30 protein-coding genes, 3 tRNA genes and 1 pseudogene are annotated in these 25,318 nt (G+C 60.4%); 14 read left to right on the top strand and 20 right to left on the bottom strand.

The features are described 5' to 3' along the window. Positions 1–3: 3 nt before the first annotated feature. The 11 genes and pseudogenes from NQE15_RS11915 to NQE15_RS11865 form a co-directional block, all read right to left on the bottom strand. Positions 4–321: an H-NS histone family protein gene (locus NQE15_RS11915; protein ID WP_265950060.1), complete on the bottom strand. Its 318-nt coding sequence runs from the start codon at positions 319–321 to the stop codon at positions 4–6. 101 nt (positions 322–422) lie between these two features. Beyond that, positions 423–499: transfer RNA gene (locus NQE15_RS11910), tRNA-Pro, on the bottom strand. Positions 500–533: 34 nt separating this feature from the next. Then, positions 534–911, bottom strand: a complete 378-nt coding sequence (locus NQE15_RS11905) for a MerR family transcriptional regulator (protein WP_265950058.1) — start codon at positions 909–911, stop codon at positions 534–536. After that, complete coding sequence (locus NQE15_RS11900; RefSeq protein ID WP_265950056.1) at positions 895–1,203, bottom strand: integration host factor subunit alpha; 309 nt, start codon at positions 1,201–1,203, stop codon at positions 895–897. The genes NQE15_RS11905 and NQE15_RS11900 overlap by 17 nt, the downstream gene beginning before the upstream one ends. Before the next feature lie 10 nt (positions 1,204–1,213). Next, positions 1,214–3,588: pseudogene (gene pheT, locus NQE15_RS11895) on the bottom strand (phenylalanine--tRNA ligase subunit beta). Then, positions 3,585–4,631, bottom strand: coding sequence for a phenylalanine--tRNA ligase subunit alpha (gene pheS / locus NQE15_RS11890; RefSeq protein WP_265950053.1), 1,047 nt, complete (start codon positions 4,629–4,631; stop codon positions 3,585–3,587). The pseudogene pheT and the gene pheS overlap by 4 nt, the downstream one beginning before the upstream one ends. Before the next feature lie 68 nt (positions 4,632–4,699). Further along, positions 4,700–5,059 (bottom strand): 50S ribosomal protein L20, encoded by a 360-nt coding sequence (gene rplT, locus NQE15_RS11885; protein ID WP_265950050.1) that lies wholly within the window; start codon positions 5,057–5,059, stop codon positions 4,700–4,702. Between the two features lie 11 nt (positions 5,060–5,070). Continuing rightward, a complete protein-coding gene (rpmI, locus tag NQE15_RS11880) occupies positions 5,071–5,268 on the bottom strand; it encodes a 50S ribosomal protein L35 (RefSeq protein ID WP_265950048.1) in 198 nt (65 codons plus the stop codon). A gap of 83 nt (positions 5,269–5,351) precedes the next feature. Then, a complete protein-coding gene (infC, locus tag NQE15_RS11875; protein ID WP_265950259.1) occupies positions 5,352–5,879 on the bottom strand; it encodes a translation initiation factor IF-3 in 528 nt (175 codons plus the stop codon). Between the two features lie 26 nt (positions 5,880–5,905). Next, entirely contained in the window at positions 5,906–7,822 is a 1,917-nt protein-coding gene (thrS, locus tag NQE15_RS11870) for a threonine--tRNA ligase (protein ID WP_265950045.1), read from the bottom strand. 131 nt (positions 7,823–7,953) lie between these two features. Further along, positions 7,954–8,030 (bottom strand) — tRNA-Val (locus NQE15_RS11865). 299 nt (positions 8,031–8,329) lie between these two features. Here NQE15_RS11865 and NQE15_RS11860 point away from each other — a divergent pair. Together NQE15_RS11860 and NQE15_RS11855 are read left to right on the top strand one after the other, a co-directional pair. After that, the gene (locus tag NQE15_RS11860) at positions 8,330–8,530 is read left to right on the top strand and encodes a SlyX family protein (RefSeq protein ID WP_265950043.1); all 201 of its coding nucleotides are present in this window, start codon (positions 8,330–8,332) and stop codon (positions 8,528–8,530) included. A 9-nt stretch (positions 8,531–8,539) separates the two neighbouring features. Next, positions 8,540–9,535: a DHH family phosphoesterase gene (locus NQE15_RS11855; RefSeq protein WP_265950041.1), complete on the top strand. Its 996-nt coding sequence runs from the start codon at positions 8,540–8,542 to the stop codon at positions 9,533–9,535. Positions 9,536–9,554: 19 nt separating this feature from the next. Here the strand turns inward: NQE15_RS11855 and NQE15_RS11850 are convergent, their stop codons facing one another. The 3 genes from NQE15_RS11850 to NQE15_RS11840 form a co-directional block, all read right to left on the bottom strand. Beyond that, on the bottom strand, positions 9,555–9,869 hold the full coding sequence (locus NQE15_RS11850; RefSeq protein WP_265950038.1) for a DUF805 domain-containing protein: 315 nt from the start codon (positions 9,867–9,869) through the stop codon (positions 9,555–9,557). 8 nt (positions 9,870–9,877) lie between these two features. Beyond that, a complete protein-coding gene (locus NQE15_RS11845) occupies positions 9,878–10,114 on the bottom strand; it encodes a hypothetical protein (protein ID WP_265950036.1) in 237 nt (78 codons plus the stop codon). 203 nt (positions 10,115–10,317) lie between these two features. Beyond that, positions 10,318–10,402, bottom strand: a tRNA-Leu gene (locus NQE15_RS11840). Positions 10,403–10,455: 53 nt separating this feature from the next. Between NQE15_RS11840 and hpnC the strand changes: the two genes are divergently transcribed. From hpnC to hpnE, 3 genes are read left to right on the top strand one after another with little or no spacing between them, the layout of a single operon-like run. After that, positions 10,456–11,265, top strand: a complete 810-nt coding sequence (hpnC, locus tag NQE15_RS11835; protein WP_265950034.1) for a squalene synthase HpnC — start codon at positions 10,456–10,458, stop codon at positions 11,263–11,265. 4 nt (positions 11,266–11,269) lie between these two features. Then, a complete protein-coding gene (hpnD, locus tag NQE15_RS11830) occupies positions 11,270–12,103 on the top strand; it encodes a presqualene diphosphate synthase HpnD (RefSeq protein WP_265950032.1) in 834 nt (277 codons plus the stop codon). Then, positions 12,100–13,326 carry a hydroxysqualene dehydroxylase HpnE gene (gene hpnE / locus NQE15_RS11825; RefSeq protein ID WP_265950029.1) on the top strand — a complete coding sequence of 409 codons (1,227 nt, stop codon included), beginning with the start codon at positions 12,100–12,102 and terminating at the stop codon, positions 13,324–13,326. The genes hpnD and hpnE overlap by 4 nt, the downstream gene beginning before the upstream one ends. A gap of 33 nt (positions 13,327–13,359) precedes the next feature. On the opposite strand, the gene NQE15_RS11820 is transcribed toward hpnE, so the two are convergent. Both NQE15_RS11820 and NQE15_RS11815 read right to left on the bottom strand, forming a co-directional pair. Further along, positions 13,360–14,292, bottom strand: coding sequence for an HPP family protein (locus tag NQE15_RS11820; protein ID WP_265950026.1), 933 nt, complete (start codon positions 14,290–14,292; stop codon positions 13,360–13,362). Positions 14,293–14,297: 5 nt separating this feature from the next. Next, positions 14,298–14,762 (bottom strand): RrF2 family transcriptional regulator, encoded by a 465-nt coding sequence (locus tag NQE15_RS11815; protein WP_265950023.1) that lies wholly within the window; start codon positions 14,760–14,762, stop codon positions 14,298–14,300. Positions 14,763–14,848: 86 nt separating this feature from the next. Here NQE15_RS11815 and NQE15_RS11810 point away from each other — a divergent pair, with 86 nt between their 5' ends. Genes NQE15_RS11810 through NQE15_RS11800 form a run of 3 tightly spaced genes read left to right on the top strand, consistent with a single transcriptional unit; the run spans position 14,849 to position 16,681 of the window. Beyond that, positions 14,849–15,175 carry a metal-sulfur cluster assembly factor gene (locus NQE15_RS11810; protein ID WP_265950021.1) on the top strand — a complete coding sequence of 109 codons (327 nt, stop codon included), beginning with the start codon at positions 14,849–14,851 and terminating at the stop codon, positions 15,173–15,175. Between the two features lie 7 nt (positions 15,176–15,182). Further along, entirely contained in the window at positions 15,183–16,280 is a 1,098-nt protein-coding gene (locus tag NQE15_RS11805) for a hypothetical protein (RefSeq protein ID WP_265950018.1), read from the top strand. Beyond that, a complete protein-coding gene (locus NQE15_RS11800) occupies positions 16,277–16,681 on the top strand; it encodes a hemerythrin domain-containing protein (RefSeq protein WP_265950015.1) in 405 nt (134 codons plus the stop codon). The genes NQE15_RS11805 and NQE15_RS11800 overlap by 4 nt, the downstream gene beginning before the upstream one ends. Positions 16,682–16,687: 6 nt before the next feature. On the opposite strand, the gene NQE15_RS11795 is transcribed toward NQE15_RS11800, so the two are convergent. After that, a complete protein-coding gene (locus tag NQE15_RS11795) occupies positions 16,688–17,371 on the bottom strand; it encodes an ABC transporter ATP-binding protein (protein WP_265950013.1) in 684 nt (227 codons plus the stop codon). Between NQE15_RS11795 and NQE15_RS11790 the strand changes: the two genes are divergently transcribed. Next, complete coding sequence (locus tag NQE15_RS11790) at positions 17,370–17,972, top strand: arylesterase (RefSeq protein ID WP_265950011.1); 603 nt, start codon at positions 17,370–17,372, stop codon at positions 17,970–17,972. The two genes, NQE15_RS11795 and NQE15_RS11790, sit on opposite strands and share 2 nt — an antisense overlap. 4 nt (positions 17,973–17,976) lie before the next feature. Next, positions 17,977–19,038, top strand: coding sequence for a tRNA 2-selenouridine(34) synthase MnmH (gene mnmH, locus NQE15_RS11785; protein ID WP_265950008.1), 1,062 nt, complete (start codon positions 17,977–17,979; stop codon positions 19,036–19,038). Here mnmH and NQE15_RS11780 read toward each other — a convergent pair. Then, complete coding sequence (locus tag NQE15_RS11780; RefSeq protein ID WP_265950005.1) at positions 19,011–19,526, bottom strand: class I SAM-dependent methyltransferase; 516 nt, start codon at positions 19,524–19,526, stop codon at positions 19,011–19,013. The genes mnmH and NQE15_RS11780 overlap by 28 nt on opposite strands. Before the next feature lie 55 nt (positions 19,527–19,581). On the opposite strand from NQE15_RS11780, the gene NQE15_RS11775 reads away from it, so the two are divergent. Beyond that, the gene (locus tag NQE15_RS11775; protein ID WP_265950002.1) at positions 19,582–19,986 is read left to right on the top strand and encodes an OsmC family protein; all 405 of its coding nucleotides are present in this window, start codon (positions 19,582–19,584) and stop codon (positions 19,984–19,986) included. A gap of 63 nt (positions 19,987–20,049) precedes the next feature. Further along, positions 20,050–22,746, top strand: a complete 2,697-nt coding sequence (locus NQE15_RS11770; RefSeq protein WP_265949999.1) for a bifunctional acetate--CoA ligase family protein/GNAT family N-acetyltransferase — start codon at positions 20,050–20,052, stop codon at positions 22,744–22,746. A gap of 86 nt (positions 22,747–22,832) precedes the next feature. On the opposite strand, the gene NQE15_RS11765 is transcribed toward NQE15_RS11770, so the two are convergent. Further along, complete coding sequence (locus tag NQE15_RS11765; protein ID WP_416336521.1) at positions 22,833–23,018, bottom strand: DUF3460 family protein; 186 nt, start codon at positions 23,016–23,018, stop codon at positions 22,833–22,835. A 73-nt stretch (positions 23,019–23,091) separates the two neighbouring features. Next, positions 23,092–23,325 carry a DUF3567 family protein gene (locus NQE15_RS11760; protein ID WP_265949993.1) on the bottom strand — a complete coding sequence of 78 codons (234 nt, stop codon included), beginning with the start codon at positions 23,323–23,325 and terminating at the stop codon, positions 23,092–23,094. A 381-nt stretch (positions 23,326–23,706) separates the two neighbouring features. On the opposite strand from NQE15_RS11760, the gene NQE15_RS11755 reads away from it, so the two are divergent. Together NQE15_RS11755 and NQE15_RS11750 are read left to right on the top strand one after the other, a co-directional pair. Continuing rightward, positions 23,707–24,099, top strand: coding sequence for a c-type cytochrome (locus NQE15_RS11755; protein WP_265949991.1), 393 nt, complete (start codon positions 23,707–23,709; stop codon positions 24,097–24,099). A 60-nt stretch (positions 24,100–24,159) separates the two neighbouring features. Further along, entirely contained in the window at positions 24,160–25,302 is a 1,143-nt protein-coding gene (locus NQE15_RS11750; RefSeq protein WP_265949989.1) for a rhodanese-like domain-containing protein, read from the top strand. Positions 25,303–25,318: the final 16 nt, after the last annotated feature.

The raw sequence follows: 25,318 nt of genomic DNA, 5'->3' as shown, positions 1-25,318 counted from the left end.
AAATCAAACCAGTAGATTATCAAGACTGCCGCCATTCCCTAGCCAGGCCTCAACCCATTTTGGTTTACGACCGCGACCGGTCCATTCCAGTTCGGAATTTTCGGGATGACGATATTTAACTTTGACTTTATTGCCGGATACCACTTTGACTTTGGCATCCTTGCCCAGCAAATCCTCAATGGCATAACCACGGGCTTTGGCAAAGGCGCGAACCTCATTCAGGATATTGACCTTTTCCTGAGCCTCGCGGCGTTTTAATTCGGCGGGAATTTGTTGCTGCAATTCGCGCAATTGAATGACAGACAGCGTCGACAAATCCATGATCACCTCCGGTTAACAAATGGGTGGCAACAATCTAATTTGTCTTATTCTATTTATCAACAGTAAAAATTAAAAAACCGGCAAAAGCCGGTTATTTAATTTGGTCGGGGCGGCGGGATTCGAACTCGCGACCCCTTGCACCCCATGCAAGTGCGCTACCAGGCTGCGCTACGCCCCGACAAGCCAAACATTATACCCGAAAACCCCACGAATCAAAGCCGCAACATTTCAATAATTGAATTCAATTCGTCACGTAGACCGCCACTTGCTTTTGGCAACTCATGCTTGCCAGCGGCTGGCACCTCCAGAACACCGCCTTCGTCCAGTCGATTTCGCGCGCCGCTGATCGTAAATCCCTGATTGTAAAGAAGCTCGCGAATTCGACGAACCAGCAGCACTTCGTGATGCTGGTAATAGCGCCGATTCCCCCGCCGCTTGACTGGCTTGAGTTGATTGAACTCCTGTTCCCAGTAACGCAGCACATGGGGTTTGACCCCACACAACTCGCTGACTTCACCAATGGTGAAATAGCGCTTGGCGGGAATCGGCGGCAATTCGTCGCCTGAATGGGTTTTAGGCCGCTGTTCCATCGAAGGCTAACTCAACGTCAGACTTAAGCTTCTGGCTGGCATGAAACGTTACGACACGGCGCGCCGTAATCGGGATTTCCTGACCGGTTTTTGGGTTTCGCCCAGGGCGTTGCGGCTTGTCGCGCAACTGAAAATTGCCGAAACCTGACAGCTTAACGCCATCACCAATTTCCAGTGCATTGCGAATCTCTTCAAAGAAAGCCTCAACCATGTCCTTGGCCTCACGTTTATTGAGGCCAACCTTCTCAAAAAGGAGGTCGGCGAGTTCGGCTTTGGTGAGCGTCATCGTCATTATTATTCCATCAGGCACGCAGTTGAGCACCGAACGCCTGTTCGAGACAGGACACCAGTTGCTGCATCGCAGCATCAACTTCCGAATCTAGCAAAGTGCGTTGAGTATCTTGCATAACTATACGGAACGCAAGACTTTTCTTGTTTTCCGGAACCCCTCTTCCGACGTACACATCGAACAATTGAACGTCCTGAACAAGGCTTGGCAATCGCTGTTTTAGATCATCGATCAGGGTTTGCACTGCAAGATCCAGATCAACAATAACGGCAAGATCACGGATCACTGCCGGAAACTTCGAAACTTCGAAGTACGCCGGAACATTGGCCGCCTTCACAGCATCGAAATCGACCTCAAAAACGACCGGTGCATTTGGCAGATCGTATTTTTGGACCCATTCCGGGTGCAGTTCTCCGAGGCAGCCAATTTCCCGACCGTCGAGTAGCACACTGGCCGCACGCCCGGGATGCAGCGCCGGATGCGCTAGTTTCTCGAAACGTAATTGCGCCGGAGCCAGCAAGGCTTCAAGATCGCCCTTCACATCGAAGAAATCGGCCTTGCGCGAACCACTACCCCAACCTTCCGGCAAGGCACCACCGTAGGCTAGACCAGAGAGTTTCCAGGGCTGAGCAAAACCGGCAACCGGCGTTCCTGCCTCATTGCGCTCGAATGCACGCCCTGCTTCGAATAGACGCACTCGGTTCTGTTTGCGCTTGAGATTGGTCACCAGATTGGAAATCAGGCCACCGAACAACGTCGACCGCATGACGGCCATCTGGCTGGCAATCGGATTAGCCAGACGAATCGGGTCAGTGTTGGCGGCAAAGTCAGCTTCCCAGACTTCCTCGACAAAAGCGAAATTAACCACTTCCTGATAACCGCGGTCGACCAACACCTGGCGAACACGGGCCGCAGGTCGTTGCGCCTCGGGCTGCACCATCATTTTCAGGTTGCCACGCGGTGCCGGAGCCGGGATATTGTCGTAGCCGTGCAGGCGCGCGATTTCCTCAATCAAGTCTTCCTCGATTTCGATATCGAAGCGCCAGGTCGGGGGCGTCACCAGAAAATCATCACCCTCGCACACAAAGGGCAGCCCCAGGCCGGCGAACAAGCTGGCGATCTGCTCCTGAGAAAAGACCATTCCGATCACCGCACAAGCGCGCGCCGTGCGCAGCCGCACCGGGTTACGCGCCGGCATCTCGGCCTTGGCCTCAGTCACCGGACCTGCGGCACCACCACAAATATCAATAACCAGTTGCGTAGCCCGTTCGATGGCACGCTTGGCACCGCCGAAATCAACACCGCGCTCGAAGCGGTGCGAGGCATCGGAGCCGAAACCGTAACGACGGGCTCGACCGGCGATGGCCTTCGGCGCAAAGAAGGCAGATTCGAGGAACAACTCGCTGGTTTCCAGCGTGATACCGCTCTCCTCGCCCCCATGATACCGGCCATGGCCAACGGCTTGGCATCGTCGGCAATGACCAGGATATCTGCATCAATGGAAATGGTCTGTTCGTTCAACAGCAGTAGTTTTTCTTCCGGCTTCGCCATGCGGGCATGCACGGCGCCTTCGAGTTTGGTGTTATCGAAGGCATGCAGCGGCTGGCCGAGTTCGAGCATGACGTAATTGGTGACATCAACCAGCGCTGAAATCGAGCGGATGCCGCTACGCTCCAGGCGGCGCTTCATCCATTCCGGCGTCGGCGCCTTGGCATCAACCCCCTTCAGCACGCGGCCGAAATAGAGCGGACAGGCAACCGGCGCATCGAGCACGACGGCCCGCTGATCGGCGATGGTCGCCGCAACTTCCGGCACATCGATAAGCTTGGCCTGGGCGCCGGCAATGGCTGCCACTTCGCGTGCCACGCCGCTCAGCGACAGGCAATCGGCGCGATTCGGCGTAAGCTTCAGTTCGAACTGGTTATCGTCGAGATCGAGATATTCGCGGATCGACTGACCAACCGGGGCATCGACCGGCAGGATCAGGAGACCGGAGGCTTCTTCGGCAATACCGAGTTCCTTGGCCGAACAGAGCATGCCTGACGACTCGATGCCGCGCACCTTGGCGACCTTGATAACAAAATCACCGGGCAGCTGGGCACCGGGCAAGGCACAGGGCACGCGCAGGCCGACAGCGACATTCGGCGCGCCGCAGACGATGGTTGTCGGCTCGCCGCGACCGGTATCGACCTTGCAGACGTTCAGACGGTCGGCATCGGGATGCTTGACGACTTCCAGCACCTGGGCGACGACGACGTCGTTGAATTGGGGTGCGACCGGCTCCAGGCCTTCGACTTCAAGGCCGGCCATGGTCAGCAGATGGGAAAGGTCCTCGCTCGATAGCTGGGTGTCGACAAGGGTACGTAGCCAGGATTCGGAGAATTTCATGCGAATTGCCTCAGGAAACGGAGGTCGCCTTCAAAGAAGAGGCGCAGGTCATTGACGCTGTAACGCAGCATGGTCAGGCGATCCTGACCGAAGCCAAATGCAAAGCCGGTGTATTTTTCCGGATCGATGCCAGCAATGCGCAGCACGTCCGGATGCACCATGCCGCAACCGGCGATTTCCAGCCAGCGGCCTTCGAGTGGGCCACTCATGAAAGCGACGTCGATTTCGGCGGAGGGCTCGGTAAACGGGAAGAAAGACGGGCGGAAGCGGACCTTGAGGTCGTCGGTCTCGAAGAAACTCTTCAGGAAATCGGCAATGACGCCCTTGAGGTCGGCAAACGAAACGCCTTCGCCGACCCACAAGCCTTCGACCTGGTTGAACATCGGCGAATGGGTCGCGTCGGAATCGACCCGATAGACACGGCCCGGCGCGATGATGCGAATTTCGGGCATTTTTCCCAGTTGACCGTACTTGGCGACATGCGCCTGCATGTAACGCGCCTGAATCGGGCTGGTATGGGTGCGCAGCAGCACCTTGTCGGCAACGCTACCATCCGGGTTCTGCAGGTAAAAGGTGTCGTGCATCGAACGCGCCGGATGATCCTCGGGCGTGTTCATGGCCGTGAAATTGAAAAAGTCTTCCTCGATCTCGGGGCCGTCGGCCACTTCGAAACCGATGGAGCGAAACAGGGACTCGATCCGTTCCAGCGTGCGCGTCACCGGATGCAGACCACCACGCGCTTCAGCGCGACCGGGCAGCGTGACATCCAGCGCCTCTTCGGCCAGGCGTGCTTCCAGCGCCGCCTTGCGAATAGCTTCGCGACGCTCGTTGAGCGCAGCTTCAACGGCCGTTTTGGCGACGTTGATCGCGGCGCCAGCAGTTTTCTTCTCTTCCGGCGGCAGTTTGCCCAGACCCTTGAGAAGTTCGGTGATCTGCCCGCTCTTGCCGAGGAAACGGGCTTTTACCTGTTCCAGTGCGTCCGGGTCAGCAATGGCAGCGAAGGCCGCTTGGGCTTCACTAACGATTTGATCGAGATTGTCCATAAAGATCCCCCAACAGAACCACCAACAAAAAAGGAGGCTTGCGCCTCCTTTTTTTAACTAGCCTAAGCTCAGGCGCCGAGCTGTGCTTTCGCTTGATTGGCGAGAGCAGCAAAAGCCGGCTGATCGAAGACGGCCAGATCGGCCAGAACCTTGCGGTCGACTTCGATATTGGCCTTCTTCAGGCCATTCATCAGGGTGCTGTACTTCATGCCCAGCTCGCGAGCTGCTGCATTAATACGGGCAATCCACAGCGAACGGAACTGACGTTTGCGCTGACGACGGTCGCGGTACTGGTATTGACCGGCCTTCATCACCGCCTGTTTGGCGATGCGATATACGTTCTTGCGACGACCGCGGTAACCCTTGGCCTGAACGAGAATCTTCTTGTGACGCGCGCGCGCCGTTACACCACGTTTGACTCTAGGCATCTGCTATCTCCTTATGCGTAGGGCAGCATGGCGCGGACAGAAGCCGTATCGCGCGCGTTGACTTCGACGGAACCGCGCAGATGGCGTTTCACCTTGGTGGTCTTCTTGGTCAGAATGTGACGCTTGAAGGCTTGACCGCGCTTGATGCTGCCACCGGCGCGAACCGAGAAACGCTTTTTGGCGCCGCTCTTGGTCTTCATTTTGGGCATTTATATGCTCCTTAATGACATGCCATCAGGTGGTCCCCGACGGGAACGCTTCCATACCCGAAAGCACTTATAAAAACTCTGTATTACGGTTGCTTCTTCTTGGCCGGCCCGATGATCATGATCATCTGACGACCTTCCATTTTCGGCATCTGCTCGACCTGCCCGACGGCTTCGAGGTCGGCCTTGATCCGTTCCAGTTGACGCATACCGAATTCCTGGTGCGCCATTTCGCGGCCCCGGAAGCGCAGGGTCACTTTGACCTTGTCTTCTTCTTCCAGGAAACGCGTCATGTTCCTGAGCTTGATCTGGTAATCGTTTTCGTCAGTACCGGGGCGCAGTTTGATTTCCTTGACCTGCACCTGCTTCTGCTTCAACTTGGCTTCATGGGCGCGCTTTTGTTCCTGGTACTTGAACTTGCCGTAATCCATGATGCGGCAGACTGGCGGCTTCGCCATTGGAGCGATCTCAACCAGATCGACTCCTGCTTCTTCTGCCATTTGCAACGCGGCACGAATGCTGACAATACCGAGTTGTTCGCCTTCAGCACCCTGGAGACGAATCTCCGGAACCGTGATTTCTTCGTTGAGGCGATGCGCCTTGTTCTGAGCTATGGTAAAACCCCCGAAAACAACAATAATTAAGCCGTGCCACTACGCGCCGCAACTTCATTCTGAAGCTGCTTGATCAGGGTATCTACGGACATCTGTCCGAGATCCTGACCACCGCGAGTACGCACGGCCACCAGTCCGTCCGCCTTCTCTTTATCGCCCACAACGAGCTGATAAGGCAGCCGGTTCAAGCTATGTTCCCGAATTTTATAGGTAATTTTCTCGTTGCGCAAATCCGACTCGGCGCGAAAGCCCGCCTGATGTAGCTTTTGTGCCACTTCGGCGGCGTAATCCGCCTGCTTTTCGGAGATATTCAGCACGACGGCCTGAGTCGGCGCAAGCCAGAGCGGCAGTGCTCCGGCGAAATTTTCGATCAGGATTCCGATGAAGCGCTCCAGCGAGCCAAGAATGGCGCGGTGCAACATCACGGGAACTTTGCGCTCGTCATTGCCATCGACGTACTCGGCGCCCAGACGGCCCGGCATCGAGAAGTCCACCTGCATCGTGCCACACTGCCAGGAACGACCAATCGCATCCTTGATGTGGAATTCGATCTTCGGGCCGTAGAACGCCCCCTCGCCCGGCAATTCGGTCCATTCCAGCCCGGACGCGCGCAAGCCCTGGCGCAGCGCATCCTCGGCCTTGTCCCAGACTTCGTCAGAACCGACACGACTATCCGGGCGCAAGGCCAGCTTGACCGCCACATCGTTGAAGCCGAAGTCGGCATAGACCTTCTTGACCAGCGCATTGAAGGCCGCCACTTCGGATTCGATCTGATCCTCGGTACAGAAAATGTGCCCATCGTCCTGCACAAAACCGCGTACGCGCATCAGGCCGTGTAGTGCGCCAGTCGGCTCGTTGCGGTGACAAGAGCCAAACTCGCCGTAACGCAGCGGCAGTTCGCGGTAAGAGCGCAGATCGGCATTGAAAACCTGGATATGCCCCGGACAATTCATCGGCTTGACCGCGTAATCGCGATTCTCCGACGAGGTCGTGAACATGTTCTCCTTGTAGTGCTCCCAGTGACCAGATTTTTCCCACAGCGTCTTGTCGAGAATCTGCGGGCAACGCACTTCCTGGTAACCGTTGTTGCGATAAACCGCGCGCATGTACTGCTCAATCTCCTGCCAGATCGCCCAACCTTTGGGATGCCAGAAAACCAGTCCCGGCGCCTCGTCCTGCATGTGAAACAGGTCGAACTGCTTGCCCAGACGCCGGTGGTCGCGTTTTTCCGCCTCCTCCAGCATGTGCAGATAGGCGTCGAGATCTTCCTTCTTGGCCCAGGCGGTGCCGTAGATGCGCTGCAGTTGTTCGTTGCGATGGTCGCCGCGCCAGTAGGCACCGGCCACCTTCATCAGCTTGAAGACCTTGAGCTTGGCCGTGGTCGGCACGTGCGGGCCGCGGCAAAGATCGATGAAATCGCCTTCGCGATACAGCGACACCTGCTGATCGGCCGGAATAGCGCCAATCAGCTCGGCCTTGTATTTCTCGCCAAGATCAAGGAAGAACTTGACCGCATCGTCGCGCGCCCAGACTTCGCGGCTGACCGGAATATCCTTCTTGGCCAGTTCAGCCATGCGTTTTTCGATGGCGATCAGATCTTCCGGGGTAAACGGACGCTTGTAGGCAAAGTCGTAATAAAAGCCGTTTTCAATAACCGGACCAATGGTTACCTGAGCCTCGGGGAACAATTCCTTGACCGCGTAGGCCAACAGGTGAGCTGTCGAGTGGCGAATGACTTCCAGACCTTCCGCATCGCGGTCGGTGACAATGGCCAGATCGACGTTTTCCTCAATCAAAAAAGAGGTATCGACCAGCACGCCATTGACCTTGCCGGCCAGCGCCGCGCGAGCCAGACCGGCGCCGATACTGGCAGCAACCTCGGCGATCGTCACCGGCTGTTCAAAGGAGCGGACGGAACCATCTGGCAGTTTGATATCAGGCATGGCGGATCTCTGGGCAAAAAAAAAGTGCGGGGTGAGCCGCACTTTTTTGGTCGAACGAAAGCTGACTCGGTTAGTGTCTCTGAACTGCAAAGCAAGTTCGGAAAGAGTTCAAATCAGCTCCGTCAGGTATTTGGTAGGCGGTATTGGAATCGAACCAACGACCTCCACGATGTCAACGTGGCGCTCTAACCAACTGAGCTAACCGCCTGAAGAAGCGCGCATTATAAGGATGCAAAAATGCTTGTCAACACCCTTTCACTGAAAAGGCAGACAAAGACAGGCCTTCAGCACGCAACGGGACATCACTCGCCCGAGCAAGTAAGATTCGGCTCTGTAAAGAGGAGAGCAGCATGAACGACGGCTGGATAGTATTGGGGATCATCGTAATTTTTGTACTTGGCGCAGCGCTTCCGCTACTGCGCCGGGACCACCCTTCGAATACCCCGCTACCGCCAGCCAAGGAAACCCTTCGCGACTGGCGCAATGATCAACGATAGGAAGAACACCGTGGATTCACGCCTGACCGATCTTGAAATCAAGATCAGCTATACCGAAGATTTAGTGGATGAACTGAATCGCACAATCTATCGTCAGCAGTTGCAGATCGACCGGCTGATCGCCGAGTTCCATATCTTGCGCGAACAGGTACGGAGTGCCGAGCCGCTCGAACAGCGGGACTTGCGCGACGAGATTCCGCCGCATTACTGAGAGCCCCTCTTGACCGCAAGTTCGTCTATCAGTGTTCTCTACCACGCTGACTGCCTCGACGGCTTCGGTTCCGCCTATGCCGCGTGGCGTCGCTTCGGCGACAATGCCAGCTATCGTCCTTTGCATCACGGCGAAGCGTGGGAAGTCGCGGAAATTGCTAACCATGATGTCTTTATCCTCGACTTCTCCTTCGCCCCTGAAACTCTGGAAGTCATTGCGTCGAGCGCGAAGTCGGTTACCCAGCTAGATCACCACGCCTCTGCTCAGCAAGCCTGGAAAGGCAAATTGGCGAACCGCGGCGACGGCTTGGCAATGCATACCCACCCCAGGCTGCCACTGACCGTCATCTTTGACCTGGAAAAATCCGGCGCCCGCCTTGCCTGGGAACATTTTCAGCCGGAACAACCCGTTCCGCTAACCCTCCGACACATCGAGGACCAGGATCTGTGGCGCTTTGCCTTGCCCGGCACGCGTGCCTTCTGTCGCGCATTGCGCCTGCTGCCTTTCGATTTTCTGATCTGGAACGAACTCGTTGCGCAGGCGCCGACATTATGCACATCACGCTACCGCGAAATGCTTGAGCAGGGGGAAACCATCGAGGCTTTCTTCCGTAAGGAGGTCGACCGCCTGGCCAACAGCCAACTGCAGACGCCTGCCGTATTGCGGGGCGAGCCGGTCGATGCCCTGCAAGCCTTGCGTCACGGTCAATCGACCATCGTCAATGACGACCTGGCTTGGCTGGCCGTCAAAGGGGTGGCGATCAATGCCAACGTCCTTTTCGCCTCGGAACTCGGCAACCTACTCGCTGAACAAAGCGGCTCCTTTGCCTTGGTCTGGCAGATGGCTGCCAACGGCGAGGTCAAAGCCTCGTTGCGCTCGAAGGGGGACTTTGACGTCGCCAGCATTGCCGTTCGCTATGGTGGCGGCGGACACCGCAATGCTGCCGGTTTCCGGATGCCGATCAAGCAATTCATTGCTGAAGTGCTCGGCCAGCAACCCGACTAATCACCGAACGCCAGGCCATTCAGAACCGGTTGGGCTCCTTGCACTCCTGCACCGCCCAATAAACCAGAATCGCCCAGCCCAACAGCGGGATGAAATAGAGCAACTGTAACCAGCCGCTCTTGTCGATATCATGAAGTCGCCGGGCGCCCACAGCCAGTCCAGGCAGCAATACTGCCAAGGAAAATAGTGCGGATAACTTGTCGCTGATGACGCCGGTCACCATCGTCGCCAGAAACACGAACAGGACCCACCACCAGTATTCGGAACGGGACGCACGCCCCGAGAAGTCGGCATACTTGGTAAAGCAGGTCTGGATAGATTCGCCGAATGTCATCACTCCCCCTAATCGCGGTCGCGGACCCGATCCAGGACTTCTGCGGCCTGGTCAAGCAGATAGTCGTTGGCGGTCGATACCTTGGCGGCTGTTCCGAAATACGCCGCAAAGTCAGCGGCCGAAACCTCTGTTTCCTCGGCGATCGGCAAACGCCGTTCGGTACGTTTGCGCCGTTCGAGACAATTACAGGGCGGACCAAAATCGAATTGCCGCCGTTCTACCCGTATTCTGCGCTCGATTCCCATATTCACTCCCGCTGGTTATGTCCCAAACATAAACGCAGCATGGATAACTTGCAATATGAATAATTAAATATTCCACAGCCAGGTCGAATCTGGCGTTATGGAATTAGCCACCGGGGACGTGATGGCGGTCGGAATTCCACAATGAATATCCGGGGCTAAAAACAAAAAAGGCTTCCATCGCTGAAAGCCTTGTCTGTACTTGATGGTGCCCAGGAAGGGACTCGAACCCCCACACCTTTCGGCGCCAGAACCTAAATCTGGTGCGTCTACCAATTTCGCCACCTGGGCAGGCGGCGCGCATTCTACCACTCTCCGGCCTTCCACCCTATACTTGCCGCCCCATGCCCGTCGAACATTACGAAAATTTTCCGGTAGCCTCCCTGCTCGTGCCGGCCATACTGCGCCGACCGATCGAGGTAATCTACCGTTTTGCCCGCAGCGCTGACGATATCGCCGACGAAGGGGACGCCGCGCCGGAAGAACGCCTGGCCGCGCTAGCCGACTATCAGGCGGAACTGGACCGCATCGAAGCCGGCACTCCGCCGCAGACACCGCTTTTCGTCGCGCTGGCCGAGATCGTTGGCCAGTACGCCCTGCCGATCCAGTTGTTCCGCGATCTGCTCGACGCCTTCGCCCAGGATGTCGTCAAGAAGCGCTACGCCGACTACCCGGAACTGCTCGATTACTGCCGCCGCTCGGCCAATCCGGTCGGCCGGCTGGTGCTGCACCTGTTCGGACGAACCGAAGCGGAACATCTGGAGCAATCCGATTGCATCTGCACCGCCCTGCAACTGATCAACTTCTGGCAGGACGTTGCCATCGACTGGCGGAAGGATCGCGTCTATATCCCGCAAACCGATTTCCCGCACTTCAAGGTCGGCGAACGCGACATCGCGCAACAGCGCTGGTCGGCCAACTGGGCGGCGCTGATGGATTTCGAGATCGATCGCACCGAGGCCCTGATGCAGCGCGGCGCCCCGCTCGTCCGCGCCCTGCCCGGCCGCCTCGGCTGGGAAATCCGTTTGACCGTCCAGGGCGGGCTGCGCATTCTCGAGCGCCTGCGCCGGGTGCGCGGCAACATGTTCGAATATCGTCCCAAGCTCGGCAAATGGGACTGGCTGGTCCTGGCCGGCCGTTCCCTTACAATGTGACCCCATGAATCCCGACCTCTACTGCCAGGAGAAGTGCGCTGCCAGCGGCTCCTCCTTCTATTACAGCTTCCTGTTCCTGCCCGCCGAGCGCCGCCGCGCCATCATGGCGCTCTACGCCTTCTGCCGCGAAGTCGATGACGTGGTCGACGAATGCCACGACATTTCGATCGCCTCGACCAAGCTCGCCTGGTGGCGCCAGGAAGTCGAGCGCGTCGCCAGCGGCGACCCGACGCATCCCGTCGGCCTGGCGCTGAAGGGTGTCGGCGGCCAGTTCAGCCTGCCCAAGGAACAGTTGCTGGAAATCATCGACGGCATGGAAATGGATCTCCAGCAGTCGCGCTATCTCGATTTCAAGGGTCTGTCGCTCTACTGCTACCGCGTCGCCAGCGTCGTCGGCCTACTCGCCGCCGAGATTTTCGGCTTCAAGGACCGGCAGACGCAGAAGTACGCCCACGATCTCGGCATGGCCTTCCAGCTCACCAACATCATCCGCGACATCGGCGAGGATGCCCGGCGCGGCCGCATCTACATCCCGATGGACGAGTTGAAGCAGTTCAACGTCCCGGCCGCCGACATCCTGAATGCCAAGTACTCCGACAATTTCACGGCCCTAATGCAGTTCCAGGCCGAGCGCGCCGAGAAGTATTACGAGCAGGCCTTCGCCCAGTTGCCGGCCGTCGACCGCAAGAGCCAGCGCCCCGGCCTGATCATGGCGGCGATCTACCGTACCCTGCTCGACGAGATCAAGCGCGAGAACTTCCAGGTGCTGCACCAGCGCATCGCACTGACCCCGGTCCGCAAGATCTGGATCGCCTGCAAGACCTGGGCCTTTGCGTGAAGATTGCCGTCATCGGCGGCGGCTGGGCGGGAATCGCCGCCGCGGTCGAACTGACGGCAGGCGGGGCGCAGACCACCCTCTTTGAAGCCGGCCGCGTACTCGGCGGCCGCGCCCGTTCAGTCGGCATCGATGGCCGGACGCTGGACAACGGCCAGCACATCCTGCTCGGCGCCTATCGCGAAACCCTGGCCCTGATGGACCGGGTCGGCGCCGACCCCGACCATCTGCTCGACCGCCGGCCACTGCAGGTGCGCGGCCGAAACGGTTTCCGGCTGGCCCTGCCGAAACTGCCCGCCCCACTCAATGTTGCCTGGGGTCTGCTGACCGCACAGGGCGTCGGCCTCGGCGAAAAATTGGCGACCGCCCGCTGGATGGAAAGCGTCAAACGACAGCACTTTCAACTGCCCCGGGACACCACGGTCGCCCACTGGCTGGATGTCGCCGGGCAGACCGGATGCCTGCGCCGCCATCTGTGGGAGCCGCTTTGCCTGGCCGCCCTCAACACGCCGGCCGAACGCGCTTCGGCGCAACTATTCGCCAACGTGCTGCGCGACAGCCTGGGCAGTTCGCGACGGGCCGATACCGACCTACTGTTGCCCAAAGGCGACCTCGGCCGCGTGCTGCCCGAACCGGCCGGCCGCTGGTTGGCCGCCAATGGCGCCCAGCTACGCACCGGCCACCGGGTGAAAAGCATCGTGCCGTCGGAGGCCGGCATTGGCATCGACGGCGAGCCCTACGATGCCGCCATCCTCGCCACCGCCCCGCAACACGCCGCCGGGCTGTGGCCGGCCGCCGCCATCGCCGACGCCTACGAACCGATCGCCACGGTCTACCTGCAATACGCGCCGGACACCGCGCTGCCCTTCCCGCTGCTCAATCTCGGCGGAAAATTCGGCCAATGGGTGGTCGACCGCGGCAACGGCCTGCTCGCCTGCATACAGAGCGGCCACGGCGCCTGGGAGAGGTTGGATGACGCAGCGCTGACCGCCACCCTGCAGGCGGAATTGGCGCTGCCCGGCGCCGTAGTCTGGCACAAGGTCATTCGCGAGAAACGCGCCACTTTTGCCTGCCACCCCGGCCTGCAACGACCGGGCACGGCGACGACCAGCCGGCGACTCTTTCTGGCCGGCGATTACACCTGGAGCGAATACCCGGCGACGCTGGAAGGCGCCGTGCGCAGCGGACTGCGAGCGGCCCGCTGCGTCCTCACCACCAGCCACTGATCGAATGGTCACCCGCGCCGGCGGCCATCTCACCTACCCGCGGCTACGCTCAGGCTTCAATTCGCTGTTCGCCCAGTGGGCGAATTCGCTGCGCGGACAACTGCCGAAGCGGTTTTTGCCCGCCCCTTCCAGAACCTGATAAACCACCAGATCGAATTCCGGGTTGGCCGATGGCCGCTCATCGACGATCTGGCGCACCGACCATTGCGGACCAGGCTGGTCATTGCAGTAGATATGGCCGAGTTGTACGTCCGGCAGGCCGTGCTGACGGCCCTGGCGGGCGATCTGCATCGCCTGTTCGACGACCTGGCCGAGTTCGGCCGGGCTGATGTCGATCACGACATTCAGCCGATCCATGGCGGCCTCGATCTGCTCCTCCGAGAGGACCGGCCAGGCATCGGACTTTCTGACCGGCACCGCGTAATGCATCAGACTGGCCGGATAGCGTCGCCAGGGGAAGGCGTAATTGAACACGAAGCCGGTGAGCAGGATGATCAAGCAATTGATGGCAACCGGACTCAAGGCATAGGAATAGCCCAGGCTATGTACCGAGCTGCCGCCGATCACCGCGGTCAGCGCTGTCGCGCCACCGGGCGGATGAATGCAGCGGGCGAGGTGCATGCCGCCGATGGCGAGACCGACGGCCAGTGCCGCGGCCAGGATCGGCACCGGGATCAGCTTGTAGCACGTGACGCCGATCAGCGCCGAGAGCAGATGGCCGCCGAGCACCGACCACGGCTGGGTCAGCGGACTGTGCGGGACCGCAAAGATCAGGACCGCCGACGCCCCAAGCGACGGGATGATCAGTAGCGCTGCCTGCTGCCCGACAATGCTGCCGGTAAGCAGCAGGATGAGCAGGATGCTGAGCATGCCGCCCAAACCAGCCAGCACCTGCTCATTGGCGTGGTAGCCGGCGTGTGGCAAGCCGATGAATTGACTGAATCGTTTCCAGTATGGGTTGGCCATGACGGCTAGCTCGCCCGTTGCTTTATTGCCAGGCTACCCCTGGCCGGAAAGCGGCCGCGAATTTCGCCGTCATTGGTGCACAGATCGGCCAATGTGAAGGCATCGAGGGACTGGTAAAGGCCTGCGAAGGCGTCGCCGAGTATTTTGGTCAGCCGGCAAACCGGAGCGATGCGACAGCTATTCGCCGTGCCGGAAAAGCACTCGACGATGGCCGAGTCGCCCTCGCTGGCGCGAATCACCTCGCCCAGCCGGATCTCGGCAGGGGGACGAGCCAGGCGGACGCCGCCGCCCTTGCCGCGCACCGATTCAATGGTGCCGCTGCGCGCCAGTCGATGCACAACCTTCATCAGGTGATTTTCGGAAATCCCATAAGCGCTCGCCATTTCGGGAATGGTCGCCAGACGCTCAGGTTCGAGCGCCAGATAAATCAGAACGCGTAGCGTGTAATCAGTAAAGGTGGTGAGATGCATGCGCTATAAGCAGTAGAAATAATATTGCTTTTGAAGGTAGCGAATGATAACTTGAACATGCACAACATTTGCATCTTAAAGCCGACATGAATCCTCCGCTTACCCCATCCGCCTTGCCCTCCCCTGAACAGGTCCGCACCAGCTTGCGGAAGGTGGTCGATCCTGAAGTTGGCGTCAATATTGTCGACCTCGGCCTGATCTACGACGTGCAGGTCAGCCCCGAAAAGCTGCATATCGCGATGACCATGACCTCGCCGGCCTGCCCGATGGGCGACATGATTATCGAGGACGCCGAGACGGCCCTGGCCGCCGACTGGCCGGAGGCTCCGCCGGCCAACATCGAACTGGTCTGGAATCCGCCCTGGGAGCCATCGATGATGAGCGACAAGGCGCGCGGCAACCTCGGGTGGTGAGCCGCCGATGATTTTCCGGGAACTTCCGCCAGCCTGGCGCCTACCGCTGCTGCTGATGGCCATGGCCAGCCTGCTGGCCGGCGTCCTCGGCGGCCTCGCCCGGCTCGCCGTCGACGTGCCGGTCGCCGCCCAGTTGCGTGCCGGCGGCCACGGCGCCCTGATGGTGGCCGGCTTTTTCGGCACCGTCATCAGCCTGGAACGGGCCGTTGCCCTGCACCGCTTCTGGCCCTACCTGGCGCCGCTGAGTGCCGGCCTGGGCGGCATCGCCTTCCTCGCCCAAGGGCCGTGGTGGTTGCCCCCAGCCTTGTTTTGCCTGGCCGGCGGTTTGCTGTTCGCGGCCAGCCTAGCGGTCTATCGCCAATTGCCAGCCCTGTTCACCTTCACCCTGCTGCTCGGCGCCGGTGCCTGGCTGGCCGGCAATATCGCATGGCTGCTGACCCAGGACATCGGCGTTGCCGCCCTGTTCTGGATGGGCTTCCTGGTGCTGACCATCGCCGGCGAGCGCCTCGAACTGACGCGCTTCCTGCCGCCACAAGCCCTCGGCAAGAAGATCTTCATCGCCCTGCTGGCAACCATCTGCCTCGCCGCGACCTTGATCCCGCTCGCACCCGAGATCGGCAGCCAACTGCTGGCCGGCGCGTTTCTGGTGCTGGCCGGCTGGCTGCTGCGCTATGACATTGCCCGCCGCACAGTCCGCCAGTCCGGCCTGACCCGCTTCGTCGCCGTCTGCCTGCTGGCCGGCTATGGCTGGCTCGCCGTCGGTGGTGCGCTGGGTGCGCTTGGCGCCTTTACTCCCGGCCATCCGTGGCGCGACGCCGCGCTGCACGCCATCTTCGTCGGCTTCGTCTTTTCGATGGTGATCGGCCATGCGCCGATCATTTTTCCGGCCGTGATGCGCGTCAAAATCCCCTACCACCCGTTCTTCTACCTGCCCTTGCTCGCCCTGCACGCGTCGCTACTGCTGCGCGGGGCCGGAAGTTTCGGCGACACCTGGGCCTGGCGCCAGGCCGGGGCCATCCTGAATGCCCTGAGCCTGGCTCTTTTCGTCCTGACCATCCTGGTCAGCGTGGCGCGCGGCGCCTACAACCGGAAACCTATCGTATGAAACGCTCCCCCGCTCTGCTCAAGCTCTCCCGCGAGCACCACACAGCCTTAAGTCTGGCCCTGCGTATCGAGAAAGCCACCGACGCGGCCGCTCAGGACATCCTGCTGGCGACGCTGCCGGCACTGTTCCGCGGCGAACTGGAACCGCACTTCCAGGAAGAGGAAAAGGCCTTGTTGCCGCAACTCGCTCAGGCCGGCGAAACCGCGCGGGTCGATCGGACCTTGGAGGAACACCGGCAAATACGCGCCCTGGTCGGGCGGATGGCCGACGGCGATCGCACCAGCCTGAAGGCTTTTGGCACCCTGCTCAGGGCCCATGTACGCTTCGAGGAGCGCGAATTGTTCGTGGTTGCCCAGCGTGTCCTGCCGGCAAACTACCTGGAAAACGCCGGCCTGATCTAAGCGCGGCTACGCTGCCTGGCCAGCCAGCCGGCCCGATTGAATGCGCAGGACGCGCCCGCAGCGGGCGGCGATCGCTTCGTCGTGGGTGACCAGGATCAGCGTCGTGCCTTGTTTGGCATTGAGTTCGAACATCAGCTCGATAATCTGCTGCCCGGTGGCCGCATCGAGGTTGCCGGTCGGCTCGTCAGCCAGAACCAACCGGGGATTGGCGACAAAGGCCCGGGCCAAGGCAACCCGCTGCTGCTCGCCGCCGGACAGGTGTTTCGGGTAATGCTTCAGGCGGTGGTCGAGGCCGACGCGCTCCAGCCAGGCGCGGGCACTGGCTGCCGCCGTTTTGACGCCGGCCAGTTCGAGCGGCAGCATGACGTTTTCCAGGGCATTCAGCGAGGGCAGCAACTGGAAGGACTGAAAGACGAAGCCGAGCAGCTTGCCGCGCTGCCGTGCCCGGTCATCTTCGTCGAGGGCAGCGAGCGCCACGCCGTCGAGCCGGATTTCGCCGGCGCTGGGAACATCGAGTCCGGCGAGCAGTCCGAGCAGGGTCGATTTTCCGGAGCCCGAGGCACCGACAATCGCCACCGTTTCACCCGGCATCACCGAAAAGGAAATATCCTGCAGTATCGTCAATGGTTCACCGCCGTTATCGACGGTTTTTCCCAGATTCATCACCTCAACGACTGATTCTTCTGCCATGCGGCTTGCTCTCTTCCTGTTTGCCCTGCTTTTCTCGACCACGCCGGCCTGGGCCGCCAAAACCATCCTGGTCATGGGCGATTCGCTGTCGGCCGGCTATGGCATCGGTCTCGATCAGGCCTGGCCAGCGCTGCTCGGCAAACGCCTGGCCGAAAAGCACCTCGATTATAGCGTCGCCAATCTCTCGATCTCCGGCGAAACCACGGCCGGCGGCCGCGCCCGACTCGGGCCGGCACTCCGCCAACACAAGCCGGCCGTGGTGATCATCGCGCTCGGCGCCAACGACGGACTGCGTGGTCTGGCCCTGACCCAGGTCCGCGACAATCTGACAGCCATGGTCAATGCCGCCCAAGGCAGCGGCGCCAAGGTACTGCTCGCCGGCATGCGCTTGCCGCCCAATTACGGCCCCTATGCCACGGAGTTCCAAAGCAGTTTTGCCGGCATCGCCCGGGCCAGGAAAACGGCGCTGCTCGAATTCCTGCTCGAACCGGTCGCCGCCCGCTCCGAACTGTTTCAGGCCGACAATCTGCATCCGGTTGCCGCCGCCCAGCCCTTGATCCTGGAGCACGTCTGGCCAGCCCTCGCCCCCCTGCTAAAATAGCGGAATGAAGCCGAACCGCCCTACAATCCGTGACCTCGCGGCTTACGACGAGATCATCGACGTCCGCTCCCCGGCCGAATTCGCCGAAGACCACATCCCCGGCGCAATCAATTGCCCAGTCCTGGACGATGCCCAGCGCGCCGAAATCGGTACGCTGTATAAGCAGGTCTCGCCTTTCGAGGCCAAGAAGCTCGGCGCCGCCATGGTCTCGGAGAATATCGCCCACCACCTGCGCGAACGCTTCCGTGATCGCCCGAAAAACTGGAAACCCCTGATCTACTGCTGGCGCGGCGGCGACCGCAGCGGCTCGATGACCACGATCTTCCGCGCCATCGGCTGGCCGGCCGGCCAACTCGACGGAGGCTACAAAGCCTGGCGCAGCCACGTCATCGCCTGCCTGCAGGAACTGCCGCCCACCTTCCGCTTCAAGGTCATCGCCGGCGCCACCGGCAATGCCAAGACCCGCATCCTGCAAGCCATTGGTCAGCTGGGCGAACAGATCCTCGATCTCGAATCGCTGGCCAGCCACAAGGGTTCGGTCCTCGGCGTGCTGCCGGATGAGCCGCAGCCGACGCAGAAGGGGTTCGAAACCGCCTTGTTGCAGCGTCTGCAGGCCCTTGACCCGGCGCGCCCGGTCTACGTCGAAGCCGAAAGCCGCAAGATCGGCAACCTGCATGTCCCGGAAACGCTGATCGAGCGCATCCGCAACGGCGAATGCCTCAATGTCGAAAGCAGTATCGAAGCCCGCGTCGATTTCCTGCTCAAGGATTACGACTACTTCCTGACCCTGCCCGAATTCCTGATCAATCGCCTGCAAGCCCTGCACAGCCTGCAAAGCCGGGAGACCCTGGGGCGCTGGCAGCAACTGATCCACGATGCGCAGTGGCCGACGCTGGTCCGCGAACTCCTGGAACTGCACTACGACCCGCTCTACCGGCGCTCGCAGAACCACCATTTCACCGGCATGGCGGAACTGCGCAACTTCACCAGCGACGATCTCTCGCCGGCCGGCATTGCCCACTTGGCAGCCGCGATCACTCAGTCGCGCACGGCACAGATGGCCTGACGCATGGCCGGCTTCGGGCTGGCCGTGTAGCCTTCCTCGAAGGCGATTTCACGCAGGCCGGCCGCCCTGGCCACCTCGCGTAACTCCCCGGAATGCAGCAGGAAGTCGGGACTGGACGGCTTGCCGTAAGCCGCGTTGCCGATCATGAAGGTTTCGTAGATCAGCGCCCCGCCGGGGGCCAGCAAGGCCAGCAGATCGGGCAGGCGCGGCCGCCACAAATAGTTGGTGACGACGATGCCGGCAAAGCTTTGCCCGGCCAGCGGCCACTGCTCGCCTTCGAGGTCGAGTTGGACCGTCCTGACCCCGGCCACGCCCTGCAAACCGCCCAGTGCAGCCGCATCGCGATCCACCGCCAGCACCGAAAACCCCGAGCCGGCCAGAAGGCGCGTGTGGCGCCCGCTGCCGCACGCCAGATCGAGCACTTGCCCGCCCTGACTGATGCTGCCGATATGACGCTCGACCCAGGGCGAAGGGGGTATCATTTGCATCGTTTCGTTCATGGAGCCAGTCATGTCAGGTGTGGTTGTCGTTGCCGAAAATGGAATGGGAAGATACCAGCAGGACGTCATGGTCGGCCAGCATATGCTGATTGCCGATGAACCGTTGAGCGTCGGCGGCAGCGATGCCGGCCCGGCTCCTTTTGATCTGCTGATGTCGGCGCTCGGAGCCTGCACCTCGATGACCCTGCGCATGTACGCCGAGCGCAAAGGCCTGGCGCTGACTCGGATCAGCGTTGCCCTGAGCCACGAAAAAATCGATCTCGACGGCAGCCCGCGCGACCGCATCAACCGGAGCATTACCCTCGACGGCGACCTGAGTCCCGAGCAGCGTCAGCGCCTGCTTGAGATCGCCAACAAGTGCCCCATCCATCGCGCCCTCAGCCAACCCTTGCTGATCGCCAGCACGCTTGTCGAATCCGGGTTTACCCCTACGCTGAGCGTGGAATAGTCCCGACTTAACATGTTAGAATGTTGCACTGCACAATAGCACCTTAATAACAAGAGGCTCGTCATGTTGGAACAGCACTATCTAACCTCGCTTTTCGAACCCAAATCAGTCGCTGTCATTGGTGCCTCCGATCGCGAAAACTCGGTCGGCAACATTATTTTCAAGAATATCCTGGGCTCAGGCTACAAGGGTCGGCTCTACGCCATCAACCCCAAGCACGACACCATCCAGGGCCAGCCGGCCTACAAGTCGATCGAGGAAATCGGCGCCCGCGTCGAAATGGCGGTCATCGCCACCCGCCCGCAGACCGTTCCACAACTGATCGAGCAATGCGGCCGGAGCGGCGTGCGCAACGTCATCGTCATCGCCTCCGGCTTTTCCGAAGCCGGCCACATCGGCGCCGCACTCGAGCGCAAGGTGCTGGAAATTGCCCGTTCCTACAACGTGCGCGTCCTCGGCCCCAACTGCCTGGGCATCATCCGCCCAGAACTCGGGCTCAACGCCACCTTCACGCGGATAACCGCCGACCCCGGCAACCTCGCCCTGGTCTCGCAGTCCGGCGCCATGTGTTCGGCCGTGCTCGACTGGGCCAAGGCCAACCAAGTCGGCTTCTCATCGGTGATTTCGCTGGGAATGACGGCCGACGTCGATTTCGGCGAAATCCTCGATTACCTGATCTACGACAGCCGCACCCACTACATCCTGATGTACGTCGAGGGCATCCGTAACGCCCGCCGCTTCATGAGCGCCCTGCGTTCGGCCGCCCGCATCAAGCCGATCATCCTGCTCAAGGCCGGCCGCCACGAGGCCGGTTCGATGGCCGCCGCCACCCATTCGGGCATGGCCGCGGTTTCCGACACGGTGTTCGATGCTGCCGTACGCCGCGCCGGTGTCGTCCGCGTCCAGAACGTCGGCCAGCTGTTCTATGCCGCCAAGGCGCTCGCATCCAAGTTCCGCCCGCAAGGCAACCGTCTGGCCATCATCACCAATGGCGGCGGCCCGGGCGCAATGGCAGCCGACCGTGCTGGCGACCTCGGCATCCCGCTCGCCGAACTGACCAACGAAACGATGGCGGTCCTCAACAAGACCATGCCGACCTCCTGGTCGCACAGCAACCCGATCGACATCGCCGGTGATGCGACACCGGAACGCTATCGCGATGCGATCATGGCCGTCACCCATGATCCGAACGTGGACAGCACGCTGGTCATGCTCTCACCGCAGGCGATGACCGATCCGATGGGCGTCGCCAAGGCCATCATCGAGGTTGCCGACAAGCTCAACCGTTCGATCATCTGCTGCTGGATGGGCGAGGAACAGGTTGCCGGGGCGCGCAAGCTGCTCGAAGACGCCGGCATCCCGGCCTTCCGCATGCCGGAAACGGCGATCGAGCTGTTCCACCATATTTCCAAGTACTACCGCAACCAGAAGCTGCTGCTGCAGACGCCTGAACCCACCCGCCAACATGGCCGCCCGGAAGCCGAAGGCGCCAAGATGCTGATCGAGGCCCTGCTTGCCGAACGCCGCAAAGTGCTCTCGGAAATGGAATCGAAAGCTATCCTGCGCGCCTTCAAGGTGCCGGTGGCGCAGACCATGGTCGCCCGCACCGCCACCGAGGCGCTGCTGCTGGCCGAGCAGATCGGCTTCCCGGTCGCCATGAAGGTCGACTCGCCCGATCTTCAGCACAAGTCCGACGCCGGCGGCGTGCGCCTGAACATCCAGAATGCGCCGGCCGTCCGCAACGCCTATCACGACATCATCGACACGGTGCTGAAGCGCCACCCGAGCGCCAAGATCAACGGCGTCTCGATCGAGCCCTTCCTGTCGCACCCGAATGGTCGCGAACTGATGATCGGCGTTTTCCGCGACCCGATCTTCGGGCCGGTGATCACCTTCGGCGCCGGCGGTTTCGACGTCGAGATATTCAGCGACCGCTCGGTCGCCCTGCCGCCGCTCAACAAGTTCCTGGCCAAGGACCTGATCGAATCGACCCGCGCCTCGAAAATTCTCGACCAGTTCCACAACATGCCGCCGGTCGACCGCGAGGCGATCAAGGAAGTCCTGCTCTGCATTTCCGAAATGGTCTGCGAGCTGCCGTGGATCATGGAAATGGACCTCAACCCGCTGATCGTCGATGAAAACGGCGCGATCGCCGCCGATGCCCGCATCGTCATCGACCATGCGGCCAACGCCTCCGGCGACCGCTATGCCCACATGGCGATCTACCCCTACCCGGTGCACCTGATCCAGGAATGGCAGATGAACGACGGCAAGGTCGTCACCATCCGCCCGATCCGTCCGGAAGATGCCGAGCTGGAGCAGGAATTCGTCAAGAACATGTCCGACGAGTCGCGCTACTACCGCTTCATGGATACGCTGCGCGAACTGACCCAGACCATGCTGGTCCGCTTCACGCAGATCGACTACGACCGCGAAATGGCGCTGGTCGCGATGCTGACCGGTGACGACGGCAAGGAAAGCCAGATCGGCGTCGCCCGCTACGTCGGCAACCCGGACGGCGAATCGGTCGAATTCGCGCTGGCCGTCGGCGACGACTGGCAGAAGTGCGGCGTCGGCCGCAAGCTGATGACGGCGCTGATCGACTGCGCCCGGATGAAGGGCTATCGCGCCGTGGTCGGCGACGTGCTGTCGACCAACAGCAAGATGTTCCGCCTGATGACCAGCCTCGGCTTCACCATCCACCCGCATCCGGAAGACACCGCCGTCAAGCGTGTCGTCAAACCGCTGACCGGCTCCTGAGCGCGCGCCCGGGCCAGCCAGGCCAGGCGCAGACAACAAAAAAGCCGGTCATTGACCGGCTTTTTTGGTTCCAACCCTGGCGAAAATTATTCGCCGTAGAAATTGACGTCGTACGGATAGGGCTTTTGCGGCACATTGGACTCAGCATTGCGTACGGTGCCGTCCACCGTCTGCTTCTTGTCCCACCACAAGGCGCGACCGACTTTTTGATCCTCGACCCATTCCGGATTCTTTTCCAGCTGCTCGTTGATCCACTTCGTGTGATCGGACACGTAGCTCGTATTTACATCACCCATTTGACTGCATTCCCCAGGCTAATCAAGACAATGCCGCGATTCTAGCACGTCAGTGAAAGACGATGGGCTGAGCCGAACCGGTGCAGTAGTCGTCGAGGAAGGCATCGATGGTTTCTTCATCGCGTTCGTCTTCCGGGATTTCCTCCATCGCCTGGCTGAAATGACTGGCCGACGGCCCCTGGAGGAAAAGCGTGCGCAGCGTTTCCTTGTCAAGCAGCTCAAAGCCCTGTTGTGCCGGATAGGCAAATATCCAGAAATGCTCACTGCTGTAGATGACGTTCATGGCACACCTCCTGTTACTGCGGTCTCAAACCTGATTACGGCATGGGCGGGACTTACTTTAACTACAGCATATTTTGTGCCTGAATTCAGATTTTCAAGTGGAACGGGGTGCACCGCGCAGTTCGCGGCGAATGGCTCAAACCACCACGATTGACGATGTAGCGAAAACCGACAATTTGTGAGGAAAATTACCCACCCTTTGGCCCAGCAACGGCAGGCCGTTTCGAGGGACTTCCGAATCGCAAGAAAATTAAAATAACTGTTGACGCAGATCATATGAATTTAATTATTCACTAATACACAAGCAGTATGATCACTTCAACGCGGATGACCGCCCAGAAGGCACCGCGACAAAAATTACAACAGCTGTACGGAGTCTGCCATGAAGAAGCGTCATATCTTTAACGCTGCACTGACAGCTGGCCTCCTATGTATTTCAACGCTGGCCAGCGCCTACGATGCCGACTGGAAACGCGGTCGGGTCTATTACCGCAGTGTCTGCACCGCCTGCCACGCCGCCCAGGCCGGCGGTTCGATTGCCCCGAGCACGATGACCAAAAGTCAATGGGCCACCTACCTGCAAGCCGACAAGCACGCCAAGGGCAAGGATTCAATGAAGCAGTATGTCGGCAAGACCTACCGCGCCAGCATCAGAGCCCAGAACAAGGCAGCCGAGAAGTTCGCCGAGGTCCCGGACGACGAACTCCTTGAAGACGTCAAAGCCTTTGTCATCAAAGGCGCCAAGGATGGCGATGCACCGGCCAGCTGTAGTTAGGGCCGGCTGATACCTCGCTTCGTCTTCGGCCTTTTGGCCACCCACATTCAGGAGTTCGCCATGAAATCGAATCGCCCACTCGCGATCGCGGCCCTGCTCGCCGCCATTTTTGTCGCCCCCAACCTCGTCCCTTCGACCGCGCTGGCGGCTGAAGAAGCTGTCGTCCAAGCCAAGGCCGGCTGGTATCACAAGCTGGTCGATGCCGCATTTGTCGCCCAACACGCCATCCTGCCCAAGCCGGAAGGCGTGCAGATCGTCGACTCGCGCCCGACCACCCGCAAGTACGACCCGGGCCACATCCCGACCGCACTGAATATTCCCGACAGCCAGTTCGACAAACTGCTCGATCAGCTTCCCACGGACAAGAACACCCTGCTCATATTCTATTGCGACGGCACCGAGTGCATGCTCAGCCACAACTCGGCTTTCCGGGCAGAAAAGCTCGGCTATACCAACATTCGGGTCTATGCCGAAGGCTATCCGGACTGGTTGAAGCACGGCAACATCGGCGCCGTCAGCGTTCCCTACATCAAGAAACTGCTGGACGAAAAAGCGCCGCTGACCCTGATCGACTCCCGCCCCAAGGAACGCAAGTTCGACAAGGGGCACATTCCCGGCGCGATCAGCATTCCCGACCTGCAGTTCGACAAGCTGGTCGATCGCCTGCCGGGCGACAAAGCATCGCCGCTGTATTTTTACTGTGAAGGCCTGAGCTGCCGATTGAGTTCGGACTCCGCGGCCAAGGCGGTCAAACTTGGCTACAGTACGGTGAAGGTGGTTCCTGAAGGCTACCCGGCCTGGGAAAAGCTCTATGGTCCGGGCCCAACCGCAGACAGTGCTGCCGCGCCCGCCCAGCCGACCATCCAGGCCGGCAAGGAAAGCGGCACGATCAGCGTCGCCTCGTTCGAGAAGATCTACAAGGAGGCCCCGGCCAGCGTCCACCTGATCGACGTCCGCGAGCCGGCTGAAGTCGCCGGCGGAACGTTCAAGGGCGCCGTCAACTACCCGATCAACACGCTGGAAAAGCGCATCGACGAACTGCCCGCGGACAAGCCCATCGTCTTTTTCTGCGGCGCCGGCGGCCGCAGCGGCGAGGCCCACGACATGGCGAAGCTCTACCGGCCGGCCCTGAAAACCTACTTTCTCGATGCCGACATCAAGTGGGGCAAGGACGGCAGCTACAGCATCGCCGAAAAGAAATAGAGCAACTGCACTCATC

Source organism: Dechloromonas sp. A34, assembly GCF_026261605.1.
Classification (GTDB): Bacteria; Pseudomonadota; Gammaproteobacteria; order Burkholderiales; family Rhodocyclaceae; genus Azonexus.
Note: the sequence above shows the minus strand (reverse complement) of the source record. Positions and strands in the feature narration are given on the sequence as shown.